Annotated in this window: 13 protein-coding genes; 11 read left to right on the top strand and 2 right to left on the bottom strand. The window is 67.2% G+C overall.

From position 1 onward, the window contains the following. Positions 1-180: 180 nt before the first annotated feature. The 9 genes from CCS01_RS06305 (at position 181) to CCS01_RS06350 (ending at position 9,312) form a co-directional block, all read left to right on the top strand. Complete coding sequence (locus CCS01_RS06305) at positions 181-1,665, top strand: mannitol dehydrogenase family protein (protein WP_104517980.1); 1,485 nt, start codon at positions 181-183, stop codon at positions 1,663-1,665. A gap of 92 nt (positions 1,666-1,757) precedes the next feature. Further along, positions 1,758-3,110, top strand: a complete 1,353-nt coding sequence (locus CCS01_RS06310) for an ABC transporter substrate-binding protein (protein WP_104517981.1) — start codon at positions 1,758-1,760, stop codon at positions 3,108-3,110. A 12-nt stretch (positions 3,111-3,122) separates the two neighbouring features. Further along, positions 3,123-4,046: a carbohydrate ABC transporter permease gene (locus CCS01_RS06315; RefSeq protein ID WP_170114622.1), complete on the top strand. Its 924-nt coding sequence runs from the start codon at positions 3,123-3,125 to the stop codon at positions 4,044-4,046. A 2-nt stretch (positions 4,047-4,048) separates the two neighbouring features. Then, positions 4,049-4,864 (top strand): carbohydrate ABC transporter permease, encoded by an 816-nt coding sequence (locus CCS01_RS06320; protein WP_104517982.1) that lies wholly within the window; start codon positions 4,049-4,051, stop codon positions 4,862-4,864. Between the two features lie 216 nt (positions 4,865-5,080). Continuing rightward, positions 5,081-6,181: an ABC transporter ATP-binding protein gene (locus CCS01_RS06330; protein ID WP_104517984.1), complete on the top strand. Its 1,101-nt coding sequence runs from the start codon at positions 5,081-5,083 to the stop codon at positions 6,179-6,181. A 15-nt stretch (positions 6,182-6,196) separates the two neighbouring features. Then, entirely contained in the window at positions 6,197-7,642 is a 1,446-nt protein-coding gene (gene xylB, locus CCS01_RS06335) for a xylulokinase (protein WP_104517985.1), read from the top strand. Next, positions 7,642-8,412 (top strand): L-iditol 2-dehydrogenase, encoded by a 771-nt coding sequence (locus tag CCS01_RS06340; RefSeq protein WP_104517986.1) that lies wholly within the window; start codon positions 7,642-7,644, stop codon positions 8,410-8,412. Before xylB ends, CCS01_RS06340 begins: the two co-directional genes overlap by 1 nt. A gap of 278 nt (positions 8,413-8,690) precedes the next feature. After that, positions 8,691-8,921, top strand: coding sequence for an AbrB/MazE/SpoVT family DNA-binding domain-containing protein (locus CCS01_RS06345; protein ID WP_104518006.1), 231 nt, complete (start codon positions 8,691-8,693; stop codon positions 8,919-8,921). Continuing rightward, positions 8,911-9,312 (top strand): PIN domain-containing protein, encoded by a 402-nt coding sequence (locus CCS01_RS06350; RefSeq protein ID WP_104517987.1) that lies wholly within the window; start codon positions 8,911-8,913, stop codon positions 9,310-9,312. The genes CCS01_RS06345 and CCS01_RS06350 overlap by 11 nt, the downstream gene beginning before the upstream one ends. Positions 9,313-9,371: 59 nt before the next feature. On the opposite strand, the gene CCS01_RS06355 is transcribed toward CCS01_RS06350, so the two are convergent. Continuing rightward, positions 9,372-10,577, bottom strand: coding sequence for an amidohydrolase family protein (locus tag CCS01_RS06355; RefSeq protein ID WP_104517988.1), 1,206 nt, complete (start codon positions 10,575-10,577; stop codon positions 9,372-9,374). Positions 10,578-10,946: 369 nt separating this feature from the next. On the opposite strand from CCS01_RS06355, the gene CCS01_RS06360 reads away from it, so the two are divergent. Then, positions 10,947-11,555 (top strand): DUF4337 family protein, encoded by a 609-nt coding sequence (locus tag CCS01_RS06360; protein WP_104517989.1) that lies wholly within the window; start codon positions 10,947-10,949, stop codon positions 11,553-11,555. Here CCS01_RS06360 and CCS01_RS06365 read toward each other — a convergent pair whose 3' ends face one another. Then, positions 11,556-12,725, bottom strand: a complete 1,170-nt coding sequence (locus tag CCS01_RS06365; protein WP_104517990.1) for an MFS transporter — start codon at positions 12,723-12,725, stop codon at positions 11,556-11,558. A gap of 122 nt (positions 12,726-12,847) precedes the next feature. Between CCS01_RS06365 and CCS01_RS06370 the strand changes: the two genes are divergently transcribed. Then, positions 12,848-13,711, top strand: a complete 864-nt coding sequence (locus CCS01_RS06370; protein ID WP_104517991.1) for an isocitrate lyase/PEP mutase family protein — start codon at positions 12,848-12,850, stop codon at positions 13,709-13,711. Positions 13,712-13,924: the final 213 nt, after the last annotated feature.

Genomic DNA, 13,924 nt, shown 5'->3' on the forward strand with positions numbered 1-13,924 from the left:
CATGGCCATCAATGTCATGCAGACGAACGGCGACAAGGACGCCTTGCGCGGCAAGTTCCAGAAGGCCGCCTGGGACAACGCCTATCTCGCTCGCCTCCTGGCACTATTCTGAAGTGCGATTGCCCTGCCCGCCAGCGTCTGATATACCACCCCGACCGTCAATCCCGGGGAGGAAGACGCATGGCGCAGCCCGTTCCGCTCAACCGGAGCAACCTGGCGCAATTGCAACCACCGGTTCAGGTGCCGCGGTTCGACCCGGCTGCCGTCACCGGCGGCATCGTACATCTGGGCCTGGGCGGTTTCCACCGGGCGCACATGGCCCGCTACACCCACAATTTGATGGAGCGCCGCCCCGATGCCCTGTCCTGGGGCATCACCGGCGCCGGCCTGATGCCAGCCGATCGGCGGATGCAGGAAAGCCTGGGGCCGCAGGACAATCTGTATACGCTGGTGGAACGGGACGCCGCCGGGGAGACGGTCGCCGTCATCGCTTCCCTTGCCAACGTCATCTTTGCCGGCGACTCCAGCGCCGCCCTGCTGGATGCCATCGATCGGCCGCAGATCCGCATCGTCAGCCTGACGGTGACCGAGCACGGCTACTGCCTCAACCGCTCGACCAAGCAACTCGATCCCGATCACGCGCTGGTCCGCGCCGACCTTACGCACCCGGAACGTCCGGCCAGCGCCATCGGGATCATCGTCGAAGCCCTGCGCCGCCGCCGCGACTCCGGCGTTGCGCCCTTCACCGCGATGAGCTGCGACAACATCCAGCACAACGGCACCGTGCTGCGCGAGGCCGTGCTGGCGCTGGCCAGGCTGCGCGACGCCGCGCTGGCGGACTGGATCGCCGGCGCCGTCAGCTTCCCCAGCACCATGGTGGACCGCATCACGCCGGTGACGGCCGAGGCCGACATCAAGGCGCTGGCCGACCGCTTCGGCATCATCGACCGCTGGCCGGTGTTTTCCGAAACGTTCACGCAATGGGTGATCGAGGATCGCTTCCCCACCGGCCGACCGGCCTGGCAGGATGTCGGCGCGCAGTTCGTCGAAGACGTCGCGCCGTACGAGTTCATGAAGCTCCGTTTGCTCAACGGCAGCCACCTCGCCGTCGCCGGCGTTGGCCGCCTGGCGGGCTACGTCACCATCGACGAGGCAATGGCCGATCCGTTGATAACTCGTTACATGAGCGCGCTGATGGACCGGGAGACCGGACCGACGCTGCCGGACGTCCCGGGCATCGACCTGCCACAGTACAAGAAGACCCTGATCGAGCGCTTCGCCAACCCAGCCATCAAGGACACCGTCGAGCGGGTCAATACCGACGCGCCGCTGAACATCCTGGTGGACCCGATCCGCGATCGCCTGCGCGCGAACCAGCCGCTGGATCTGCTGGCGCTGGCGCTGGCCGCCTGGCTGCGCCGGGTGCGTGGCGAGGACGAGCAGGGCCAGACGATCGACGTGCGGCACCCGCTGGCCGAGCAATTGCGCGTGAAAGCGATCGAGGGCGGGCCGGACCCGCGCCCACTGCTGAGAATGGTTCAGCTTTTCGGCGACACCGGAACGGACCCCCGGCTGGTCGGGCCGGTGCAAAAATGGCTGGAATCCTTGTACGCCAAAGGCAGCCGGGAAACCCTGGCGGAAGCGTCGCGCGTACTCAAATTCTGACTCGCGGCCGAAACCGTGGCTGCACGGATGCGTTGACGCCGTCGCGCGACAGTGCAAGCGTTCGGCGCCATCCGGTTACATAAGACAGAACAATGACAGAGGGGGGACGTGCCATAACCCGTCATCGTCACAGCGTCCTGAAGGCCGCCGCAGTCGCTATCATCGGGCTTTTCGCCGGCTCCGCCATTGCCCGCGCCGATTCCACCATCACCATTGCGACGGTGAACAACGGCGACATGGTGGTGATGCAGCGGCTGTCCTCCCACTTCGAGCAGCAGCATCCGGATATCCACCTGCGCTGGGTGGTCCTGGAGGAAAACGTGCTGCGCCAGCGTGTCACCACGGACATCGCCACCAAGGCCGGCCAGTTCGATATCCTGACGATTGGCAATTACGAAGTGCCGATATGGGCGAAACAGGGCTGGCTGGATCCGATGGACAACCTGCCAGCCTCCTATGACGTGAATGACCTGCTGAAGCCGGTGCGGGAGGGGCTGACGTACAAGGGCAAGCTGTATGCCCTGCCATTCTATGGCGAAAGCGCCATGACCTATTACCGCACCGACCTGTTCAAGAAGGCCGGCCTGACGATGCCGGAGGCGCCGACGTACGAGCAGATCCGCCAGTTCGCCGACAAGATCACCGACAAGCCGCACGAGATCTACGGCATGTGCCTGCGCGGCAAGCCGGGCTGGGGCGAGAACATGGCCTATGTGACCTCGCTGGTGAATGCCGAGGGCGGCCGTTGGTTCGACATGAAATGGAAGCCGACGATCGACACGCCGGCCTGGCACAAGGCGATCAGCTTCTACGACTCCATCCTGAAGGCTGATGGGCCGCCGGGCGCGACGTCCAACGGTTTCAACGAAAACCTGGCGCTGTTCGCCAGCGGCCATTGCGGCATGTGGATCGATGCCACGGTCGCCGGCGGCCTGCTGTACAACAAGCAGCAATCCAAAGTCGCCGACGAGGTCGGCTTTGCCGCCATGCCAACCGGCAGCTTCAAGGGAGCGCCGACGTGGCTGTGGAGCTGGAACCTGGCGATCCCCACGACATCGAAACAGAAGGACGCGGCCCGCACCTTCATCACCTGGGCGACGTCGAAGGAATACATTGAACTGGTGGCCAAGGAGAACGGCTGGGTCTCGGTCCCGCCCGGCACGCGCAAATCCACCTATGACAATCCCAACTACAAGCAGGCGGCACCGTTCGCGGAGTTCGTGCTGAAGGCGATCGATGTCGCCAACCCGAACGGACAGACCGAGCAGCCGCGTCCCTATACCGGCGCGCAGTTCGTTGCCATTCCGGAATTCCAGGGCATCGGCACGCAGGTCGGCCAGACCATCGCCGCGACGCTGACCGGCCAGATGTCGGTCGACCAGGCGCTGCACGCCGCGCAATCGGCGACCGAGCGAACGATGCGCATGGCCGGATACTACAGATAACGGCGGCCTGCGATGTCGGTCGCCACCGCACCCGACGTCCAGACGCCGCCTCCGCCTGTCGAGGCGGCGCTGCCGATGTCGCGCAACGCCGGGCGGTTGCTGCTGGCGCCGTCCGTCATTGTCCTGCTGGCGTGGATGATCATCCCGCTGGTGATGACGCTGTGGTTCTCGTTCGAGTACTATAACCTGGTCAACCCGACGCTGACCGGGTTCGCCGGTTGGGACAACTACCGCTACCTGGTCACCGACCCGGATTTCTGGGTGTCGCTGGAAAACACCCTGATCATCCTGGCGGCGGTGCTGTTCGTCACCGTTGTGGGCGGCACCTTGTTGGCCGTGGTGTTCAACCAGAACTTCCCCGGCCGGAACATTGCTCGCGTGCTGGCGATCTCGCCGTTCTTCGTCATGCCGACGGTCAGCGCGCTGGTCTGGAAGAACCTGCTGATGCACCCGATCTACGGGGTGTTCGGGGCGATCGCCCGCGGGTTTGGGCTGCAGCCGGTTGACTGGTTCGCGCAGTTTCCGCTCGCCTCGGTCATCGCCATCGTTGCCTGGGAATGGCTGCCGTTCGCGCTGCTGATCCTGCTGACCGCGGTGCAGTCGCTGGACAACGAACAACGCGAAGCGGCGCGCATGGACGGCGCCGGGGTGGTCGCGCAGTTCTTCTTCATCACCCTGCCGCACCTGTCACGCGCCATCAGCGTGGTGATAATGATCGAAACGATCTTCCTGCTGACGGTGTTCGCGGAAATCTTCGTCACCACGTCCGGCGGCCCGGGCAACGCCACGACCAACCTTGCATTCCTGATCTACGCGCGGGCGCTGCTGCAGTACGACGTCGGCGGCGCCTCGGCGGGCGGCGTGGTGGCGATCATCCTGGCCAATATCGTTGCGTTTTTCCTGGTGCGCAGCATCGGCCGCCGGCTGGAGGTCTGAGCATGAAAGCAACACCGCTGCAACGCGCGCTCGCCATCATCTTCGGCTGGGGCGCGGCGCTGCTGCTGTTCTTTCCCATCGCCTGGACGGTGCTGACCAGCTTCAAGTCCGAGGCCGCCGCGACCACGCCGGCGTTGTTCTTCACGCCGACTCTGGAGTCGTATCGTGAGGTGTTCGCCCGCGCCAACTACCTGGCTTTCGCGTGGAACAGCGTCGTCATCTCCTTCGGCGCCACGGCGCTGGCGCTGGCGTTCGCGATCCCTGCCGCCTATGCCATGGCGTTCCACCCGACCAGGCGGACCCGCGGCACGCTGCTGTGGATGCTGTCCACCAAGATGCTGCCGCCCGTCGGCGTGCTGGTGCCGATCTACCTGCTGTTCCGCAATGGCGGGCTGCTCGACACCCGCATTGGGCTGGTGATCATCTATGCGCTGATGAACCTGCCGATTGTCGTGTGGATGCTGTTCACCTTCTACAAGGAGGTGCCGAACGATATCCTGGAGGCCGGGCGCATGGACGGGGCGCGCACCGGCGGGGAAATCTGGTACCTGCTGCTGCCGCTGAGCCTGCCGGGCATTTTCTCCACCGGCCTGCTGTCATTGATCCTGTGCTGGAACGAGGCGTTCTGGAGCCTGAACCTGACCTCGGTCACCGCGGCGCCGCTGACGGCGTTCATTGCCTCGTTCTCCAGCCCTGAGGGGTTGTTCTTCGCCAAGCTGTCGGCCGCCTCGACGATGGCGGTGGCGCCGATCCTGGTGTTCGGCTGGTTCAGCCAACGGCAACTGGTGCAGGGGCTGACGTTCGGGGCGGTGAAATGAGGGGTCGTTCACTCTCCCTCACGGCCGGGCACAGGGCTCATGCGTATCAGGATAGGGCGGCTCTGGAGAAAACTGTGGTGGCCATGACGGAGAGGGAGAAGCCCTTGCTCCGCCGGTCCGCTTATCCTGATACGCATGGGGACACGCCCGGCCATGACGATAGGGCGACGACCTTGCTCCGTCGGTAACTTGCCGCAAACCTGAAGGAGAACGCGCATGGCAACCCTGACGCTGCGCAACATTCGCAAAAGCTATGGCTCCTTCGAAGTCATCAAGGGCGTCGACCTCGGCATCGCGGATCGCGAGTTCGTCGTGTTCGTCGGGCCGTCCGGCTGCGGCAAGTCGACGCTGCTGCGCATGATCGCGGGGCTGGAGGAAATCACCGCCGGCGACCTGCTGATCGACGGCAAGCGCGTCAACAATATCGGGCCGGCCGACCGCGGCCTGGCCATGGTGTTCCAGTCCTACGCGCTGTACCCGCACATGACCGTGCGGCAGAACATGGGCTTCGCGCTCCGCCTCGCCCGCGTCCCCAGGGCCGAGCGCAACCGCAAAGTGCTGGAAGCCGCCCGCATCCTGCAGCTTGAGCCCTATCTCGACCGCCGCCCGCGCGACTTGTCCGGCGGCCAGCGGCAGCGCGTCGCCATCGGCCGCGCCATCGTGCGCCAGCCCAAGGTGTTCCTGTTTGACGAGCCGCTGTCCAACCTCGACGCCGCGCTGCGCGGCCAGATGCGCATCGAGCTGTCGCGGCTGCACGAGGAACTCAACGCCACCATGATCTACGTCACGCACGACCAGATCGAGGCGATGACCATGGCCGACAAGATCGTCGTCCTGCAGGCCGGCAAGGTCGAGCAGGTCGGCTCGCCGCTGGAGCTGTATCACCACCCGGCCAACCTGTTCGTCGCCGGCTTCATCGGCTCGCCGCGCATGAACATGCTGCCGGTGAAGGTGGCCGAGACCAGCGGGGCCGGTATGACGGTGGCGCTGCCGTCGGGGCAGCACGGCATCGTCCCGGTCAGCGGCGGCGCCCGGCCGGGCGACGAGGTCACGCTGGGCATCCGGCCCGAAAGCCTGCGCATCGACGACACCGGCCCGATTCCGGCCGAGATCACCATGGTCGAGCGCCTCGGCGGCCTGACGCTGCTGCATGTGCGGGTCCCGGGCGAGCAGGACATGACGGTGCAGATCGAGGGCAGCACCCCGGTCCGCGCGCACGAGCACATCCGGCTGTCGGTCGACACCGCCGCTTGCCACCTGTTCGACAAGGCCGGCCAGGCGCTGCCGCATCTCGACCGCCACCCGCTGGCGGCCTGACCCGGGGCGCGTGCCGTGTTCCTCGGCCTGGATTTCGGCACCTCCGCGGTCAAGGCGCTGCTGGTGGATGGTGAACAGGCGGTGGTTGGCAGCGCCTCGGTACCGCTGACGGTGCAGCGCCCGGCGCCGGGGCACAGCGAGCAGGACCCGGAGGCTTGGTGGCAGGCGATGCTGGACGCGGTGGATGCGCTCGGCCGCGACCATCCGGCGGCGCTGGCGGCGGTGGAGGGCATCGGCCTGTCGGGGCAGATGCACGGCGCCGTGCTGCTGGACGCGGCGGGCAAGGGGCTGCGGCCGGCGATCCTGTGGAACGACGTCCGCTCCGCCGCGGAATGCGCGGAGCTGGAGGCGGCGTTCCCGGCGCTGCGGCAGGTGACCGGCAACATCGCCATGCCCGGCTTCACCGCGCCCAAGCTGCTGTGGGTACGCAAGCACGAACCGGCGGTGTTCAACCAAGTGCGCACGGTGCTGCTGCCGAAGGCGTGGATCCGCTACCGCCTGACCGGGGAGATGATCGAGGAGATGTCCGACGCCTCCGGCACGTTGTGGCTGGATGTCGGCGCCCGCGACTGGTCGGACGCGGCGCTGGCCGCCACGGGCCTGGCGCGGCAGGCGATGCCGCGGCTGGTGGAGGGCAATGCCGCCGCCGGGACGCTGGACGCTGCGCTGGCGGCGCGCTGGCACATGGCGCGGCGGCCGGTGCTGGCGGGCGGGGCAGGGGACAATGCCGCCGGGGCCGTGGGCCTGTCGGCGATCCGGCCGGGGGATGCGTTCGTGTCGCTCGGCACCTCCGGCGTGCTGTTCGCCACCACCGATCGGTTCCGGCCGTACCCGAAGGCGGCGGTGCATGCTTTCTGCCATGCCATGCCGGGGACATGGCACCAGATGGGCGTGACGCTGTCGGCGGCGTCCTCGCTGGCTTGGTGGGCGGGCGTCACCGGCCTGCCCGAGGCGGACCTGTTGGCCGAACTCGGCACGCCGGCGGCGCCGAGCCCGGCGCTGTTCCTGCCGTACCTGGGCGGCGAGCGGACCCCCCACAACGACGGCACGGTGCGCGGCGCCTTCGCCGGCCTGTCGCACGACACCGGCCGCCGGCTGATGACGCAGGCGGTGCTGGAAGGCGTGGCGTTCTCGCTGCGGGACTGCCTGGATGCGCTGGCGGCCTCGGGCACGCGGGTGGAGGCGGCGGACGTCATTGGCGGCGGATCCCGCTCGCGCACGTGGATCGCGATCATTGCCGCGGCGCTGGGCATCCCGCTGCATCGCCTGGCCGCCGGCGAGCACGGCGGCGCGTTCGGCGCGGCACGGCTGGCGCGGATGGCAGTGACCGGCGAGGCGCCCGAGGCGGTCTGCGTCCGTCCGGCGCGTGAGGAAACGGTGATGCCCGATCCGGTCCTGGCGGACGCCTATACAGCGCAACTGGCGCGCTACCGCGACCTGTATCGCCGGGGAGGCCTGTAATGAATCTGCAAGGCAAGATCGCCGTGGTGACCGGCGCCGGACGCGGCATCGGCCGGGCGATCTGCGAACGCTACGTGCAGGAGGGCGCCTTCGTCTTCGTCACCGACGTGGACGAGCCGAGGGCGCAGGCGGTCGCCGCCGCGCTGGGCCAGCAGGCGGCGGCGCTGAAGCTGGACGTCACCCGCCAGGACTCGATCGACGCGATGATCCAGGCGGTGGTGGCGCAAAAGGGGCGGCTGGACATCCTGGTCAACAACGCCGGCATCTTCGACCTGGCGCCGATTGTGGAGATCACCCGCGACAGCTATCGCCGGGTGTTCGCGATCAATGTCGAGGGGCTGCTGTTCACCTTGCAGGCCGCGGCGAAGCAGATGATCGCGCAGGGCCAGGGCGGCAAGATCATCAACTTCGCCTCCCAGGCCGGGCGGCGGGGCGAGGCACTGGTGGCAGTATACTGCGCGTCGAAGGCGGCGGTGATCAGCCTGACGCAAAGCGCGGGGCTGAACCTGATCCGGTACCGCATCAACGTCAACGCGATCGCGCCGGGGGTGGTGGACGGCGAGCACTGGGACCATGTGGATTCGTTGTTCGCGAAATACGAAGGGCTGGTGCCCGGGGAGAAGAAGCGGCAGGTGGGCGCGGCAGTGCCCTTCGGCCGCATGGCCCGGCCGGAGGAAATCGGCGGGCTGGCGACGTTCCTGGCCAGTTCCGATGCGGATTATATCGTGGCACAGACCTATAACATCGACGGTGGGAACTGGATGAGCTGAGTGTTGCGGACCGCTCCGGCCAAGCATGTCAACACGGATGTCGGGATCAGGCTGAAAGACCATGACTGGCGAGATTACTGTTCCATGTCTTCTCCGGCCATGGAGAGCGGGCGATGCTTTCCGGGACATGGGTCGCCAGTATGAAGCGAGGTCGAGGTGAAGCCGCTCTCGCGCTGGCACATAACGGGTGACCAGGCTGCCTTGCACCACGATTGCGGATCTTGACGCTCCGCCGTCCTGGATATACATTGGAGGCTAGGTATATCCAGGGGTGTGTCATGCAGGTCGCCAGGTGGGGCAACAGCCTTGCGGTTCGCCTTCCCGCTGCCGTGGTCGAGGCGCTTGGGCTCGCGGAGGGCGACGAGATCGAAATCCATGTCCTTGGCGCACAGGAATTCGCCGTCGCCCGCAAGCCCGGCCGGGAGGAATTGCTGAAGCGGCTTCGCACTTTTCGCGGCCGTTTGCCGCCTGACTTCAGGTTCGACCGGGATGAGGCGAATGCCCGGTAGGTTCTTCGACACCAATGTCCTGGTATATCTTGCTTCCGGCGACGATACCAAGGCCGACCGTGTGGAGGAAATCATCGGCGGCGGTGGGACAATCAGCATCCAGGTACTGAACGAACTGGCCAACGTCGCCCGCAGGAAGATGCGAATGTCCTGGCTGGACATCCATGCATTCCTTTCGATCATGCGCCGATTGCTGTCCGTCGAGCCGCTGACGGTCGAAACACACGAAACCGGCCTCGCGCTGGCCGAGCGCTACAACTTCTCCACGTATGATGCCATGATCGTCGCTGCGGCGCTGCATGCCGGCTGCGATACGCTCTGGTCGGAGGACATGCAGCACGGCATGGAACTCTCCGAGAGGCTGCGTATCGTCAATCCATTCCGCAAATGATCCGGCCTCTCCGCGGCCGGCACGACGCGCGGCCCCCGCCACGCCGTGCCCACCCGCCGTCAGGCCGCGATCTGCTGGTGCTCCGGCACCGTCAGCTTGAAGAACCGCGCCGCGTTCAACCCCAGGATCTTCGCCCGCTGCTGGTCCGTCAGGCCCGGCATGGTGCGCTCGATCGCCTCGGCCGAGTGCGGCCAGGTGCCTTCGTGGTGTGGGTAATCGTTCGCCCAGGCGAAGTTGTCCATCAGGCCGAACCGTTCCGCCGTGTACAGGCCGACCGGATCCTCCTGGAACGTGGACAGCCCGTGCGCCCGGTAATAATCGCTCGGCAGGCCCTGCAGCTTCGGCCGCACCCACATGTGGTGCTTGCGGTAGGCCTCGTCCATCGCCTCCAGCAGCCAGGCGACCCAGCCGATGCCGGCCTCGACAGTGGCGAAGCGCAGGCCCTTGAACCGTTCCAGCACGCCCGAGGCGCACAGATTCGCCACCGGCTCGATCGTCGGCGCCAGCGAGTGCGTCACGTAGTTCACCACCGCCCCGCCATTGCCGCGCGCCGCCCGCGGGTCGCGCCCGGTCGAGACGTGAAACGTGATCGGCAGGTCCGCTTCCTCGATCAGCCGCCACATCGGGTCGAAATGCGGCAGGTTGTAGTTCACATGATCCACGTCATGCCCGCCCCAGATCGGCTTGCAGGGCAGCGACAGGGCACGGAAACCGATCTTGGCGACGCGCTCGATTTCCTTCATGGCGCCTTCCAGGTCGCCGGTGGCGACGGAGGCGACCGGCAGCATCGCATCGGGATGGGGGCCGTACTGCTCCCACGCCCAGTCGTTCCACACCCGGCACTGCGCGTTGGCGAACACCGGATCGGGCGTCGCCCACATGGCCAGACCCTTGTTCGGGAAGATGATTTCCACATCCACCCCGTCGGCGCGGTTGTCGCGGATCCGCTCCTGCACGTCGGCGCCGGCCTTCGAGCGCACCCAGTCCTCGCCCTCGAAGCTCATGACCCGCACGCGGTCGGGGCGGTAGCCCTCGCAATAGCGCCACTGCACGCCTTTCTCGTCGGTGATGATGCGCGGCACGCGTTCCCGGTATTTCGGCTCGATCCGTTTCTCCCACAGATCGGGCGGCTCGTTGGCATGGCTGTCGGTGGAAACCATGAAGTATTTCTTCGGGTCGCTCGCGTGCGCCGTACGCACCCAGCCCGAGTGGCCGGGCGTTTCCAGCCGCCACAGGTTCGGTGCGTTGATGGGGACTTCGTTCATGGTTCCACTCCCTCGGTTGATGGTCTCGTCGGTCGCCGGCGGTTGCACCTGCAATGAGAATCCGCCGCCGGCGGGCAACTGGCCTGCGGGCAACGGGCCTACCGGCTGGTTTGTATTTGTCCCGGCCGGTAGTCTGACAGTCGTGCTATTGGTCTGTCCAGTCCTGTGCTGCCGGGCGGCGAGGTGTCTATTGCGACTTGTCAGTATTCCAGCAGGAATTCACGAATTACTTGACCGGTTTCGCGGGATATCATAGCTGAACCACAATCAGGTCCGTCATGCCGGCAAAGTTCGGTTGTCGTCGCGCCGGAATCGATCCGGACGAAACAGCCGCCTTTGGCGCGGCGGATCCGCACAGCGAGGGACTGCATGCAAGAGGCTCTGGAACACCACGAACACGCCGAGCACATCGCGCACGGCCACGACGCGCACGAGACGTCAGGGCCCGAGCGGCGCTTCAACCAGATGGCGGCGCTGCTGGTCGCGGTGCTCGCGGCCGGGCTCGCGATCACCGAGCAGGGGGCCAAGCAGGCGGAAATCCGCGTGCAGCAGAACGCCATCGCCGCGACCGACACTTGGGCGCAATACCAGGCGAAATCGACCCGCGGCACGCTGAGCAAGGACCTCGCCGCTGTCCTCTCCGTCCTCGGCTCGCCCGATCCCTCGGTGATGCAACGCCGCGACCAGCTGATCGCGCAGTTCAACCAGGACCAGGACCGGTTCGAGAACGACCCGAAGGACGGCAAGACCGCCATCGCCGCCCGCGCCCGCGGCTTCGAGGACGCGCGGGACCATGCGATGGAGCAGACCCACGCCTATCACAATGGCGCCGCGTCGATGGAGCTTGGTATCGTGCTTTCGACCGCATCGGCAATCACCCGGGCGCGTCCGCTGCTGCTGATGGCGCTGGCGTTCGGCCTGGTGGGCGCGGTGTTCTCGGTGCTCGCGCTGGTGGACCCGCATTTGGGCGCGCTGTAGTCACCGCCGCGCCGTCAGCGCCAGCACGCCACCGGTGACCGCGATCCCGGCCGCCAGCGGCCCGAACATCGGGAAACCGGACACCGCCATCACCCAGCCGCCCAGCGACGCCGCGCCCAGCCAGCCGAACGAGGCCGCGGTGACGTTCAGGCCCAGCACCGTGCCGCGGATCTCCCCCGGCACGTTCGCCAGCGCCGCCATCAGGCTCGGCCGTGCCAGGGCGTTGACGAACACGTAGCCGAACGCCAGCGCCACCGACGCGGCCAGGCTCGGGGTCCAGGCGAACAGCGGCAGCGCCACCACCGCCGAGCCGATCATCGCCGTGGCGAACGTCGCCATCCGGTTCGCCAGCCGATCGGCGAACTGGCCGCCGAGGACGGTGCCGAGGATGGCGCCGAGGGCGAAGACCGCCAGCGGGATCACCACGCCGCCCAGCTTCAGGTGGTAGGTGGATTGCAGGAAGGTGGCGAAATACACTGTGGTCAGGCCGTAGCAGATGCGCTCGGTCACGCTCATGGCCAGCAGCCGCAGTATCGGGCCGGACAGCGCGGCGCGATAACTGGCCGGGGCTGACCGGTGCGGCAACGGCTTTTCTGCCGGGCGCAGCGTGGTGACGAACAGGCCGAACGCGGCGGCCAGGGCAATTCCCGCAATGCACAGGTTGACGCCGCGCCAGCCGATATAGGCACCGATCCAGGCGGCCAGCGGCACGCCGACCAGCAGGGTCAGCGACTGCCCCGCCATCACCCAGCCCAGCGCGCGGCCGCGCTGGCGGTCATGCACACGGGCGGCCGCCTCGGTCATGATCACGCCGGTGAAGGCGCCGGAACATGCCCCGCCGCCCGAGGCCCAGGCAGCGACTCCGAAATAATCGTCCGAGGCGGCGACCCCCACCATGCACACGGCCAGGCCGATCGGCCCGCCGATGAGGAACGGGCGGCGGCCCCAACGGTCGGAGCCGCTGCCCGCGGCCAGCGAGGCGATGCCCCAGGCGATCGAGGTCATCGCCATCAGGTTGGCCACCAGCGGCACGCTGGTCCGCAGGTCGTGCGCCATAGCGATCAGGAACGGCGCGCGGGTGGTGCCGCTGCACGAGGCTGCGAACATGCCCAGGCAAGCGGCGGCGAGCAGGGCCCACGGCATCCGGGGCTCGAGGTGCGGCGATGGCATGCGGGGATCATCAGGCGCGACGGCGCGTACGGCAACGATCGCCGGGGTCGGCGTGGGTTTGGCGGTGGCCGGAAATCCCGCCTATCATCGGACGACCAAGAATAGGCCGGAAGGAAAACGCCATGACCCCGCCTGATCGCTTGCGCGCCCTGCTGGGCAGGCCCGATTTCGTCGTGATGCCGGCGGTGTGGGATGGTTTGAGCGCGAAACTGACGGAAGCGGCCGGATTCCAGGCGGCGTTCCTGTCCGGCTCCTGTGTTGCCGCGAGTCGCCTGGGCGGGCCCGACCTCGACCTGATTTCCTTCGGCGAGATGTTCGATTCCTTCACCATGGCACACGGCGCGGCGCCGGACCTGCTGATCCTTGCCGACGGCGACCACGGCTATGGCAACGCCATGAACGTGCAGCGCACGGTCCGCGCCTACGGCCGCGCCGGCGCCGCCGCGGTGCTGATCGAGGACAAGATCACGCCACGCGCCCTGACGGCGGCCGGCAAGCCGTGCCTGCCGCGCGAGGAAGCCCGGATGAAGATCCGCGCCGCGGTGGAGGCGGCGAAGGACTCCGGCATCCTGGTCCTGGCCCGCACCGATTGCCGGCCGACCCGGGGAATCGATGAGGCGGTGGCGCGGATCGAGATGTATGTGGCGGAAGGAGCCGACATCGTCTTCCTGGATTCGCCGGCCGATGAGGACGAAATCCGCCGCGCCGTGGCCGCGGCCGGGGACAGGCCGTCGTTTGCCGTGCTGTCGCCAGGTTCCCCACGTGCCACGCCCACGCGCACCGAGGCCGCGGCGCTTGGTTTCAGGATCGGCACCTATCCCACGGGCCTGCTGTCGCCGGCGGTGGCGGGCATGAAGGCGGGGCTGGACGCTTTGGCGGCTGGCGCGGCGGAGGCGACGAGTGCACTGAAGCCGGCGGAGCTGCGCGCGACGCTGGGTTATGCGGATTACGACGCGCAGGCGAAAAGGTTTATCGTCGCTGATTGAACCGTGCTGGCCTGACGGCAAACGGGGCGCCTGATTCCTGTTTGTTGACGGCTGGTGCGTCCCGGTTGTCGCGTTATGCCATACCGTCCGGTGCCACCAACCGGCGTGTTCGTGACGGCAAAGTACAAACACGGATCAACACAGTTTGCTGCACGGATTTGCACGGATGGGAATCCCGCCGCGCGAAGCGCCATTCCAAGCCGAGGAACGAAC

This window comes from Rhodopila globiformis, assembly GCF_002937115.1.
GTDB lineage: Bacteria > Pseudomonadota > Alphaproteobacteria > Acetobacterales > Acetobacteraceae > Rhodopila > Rhodopila globiformis.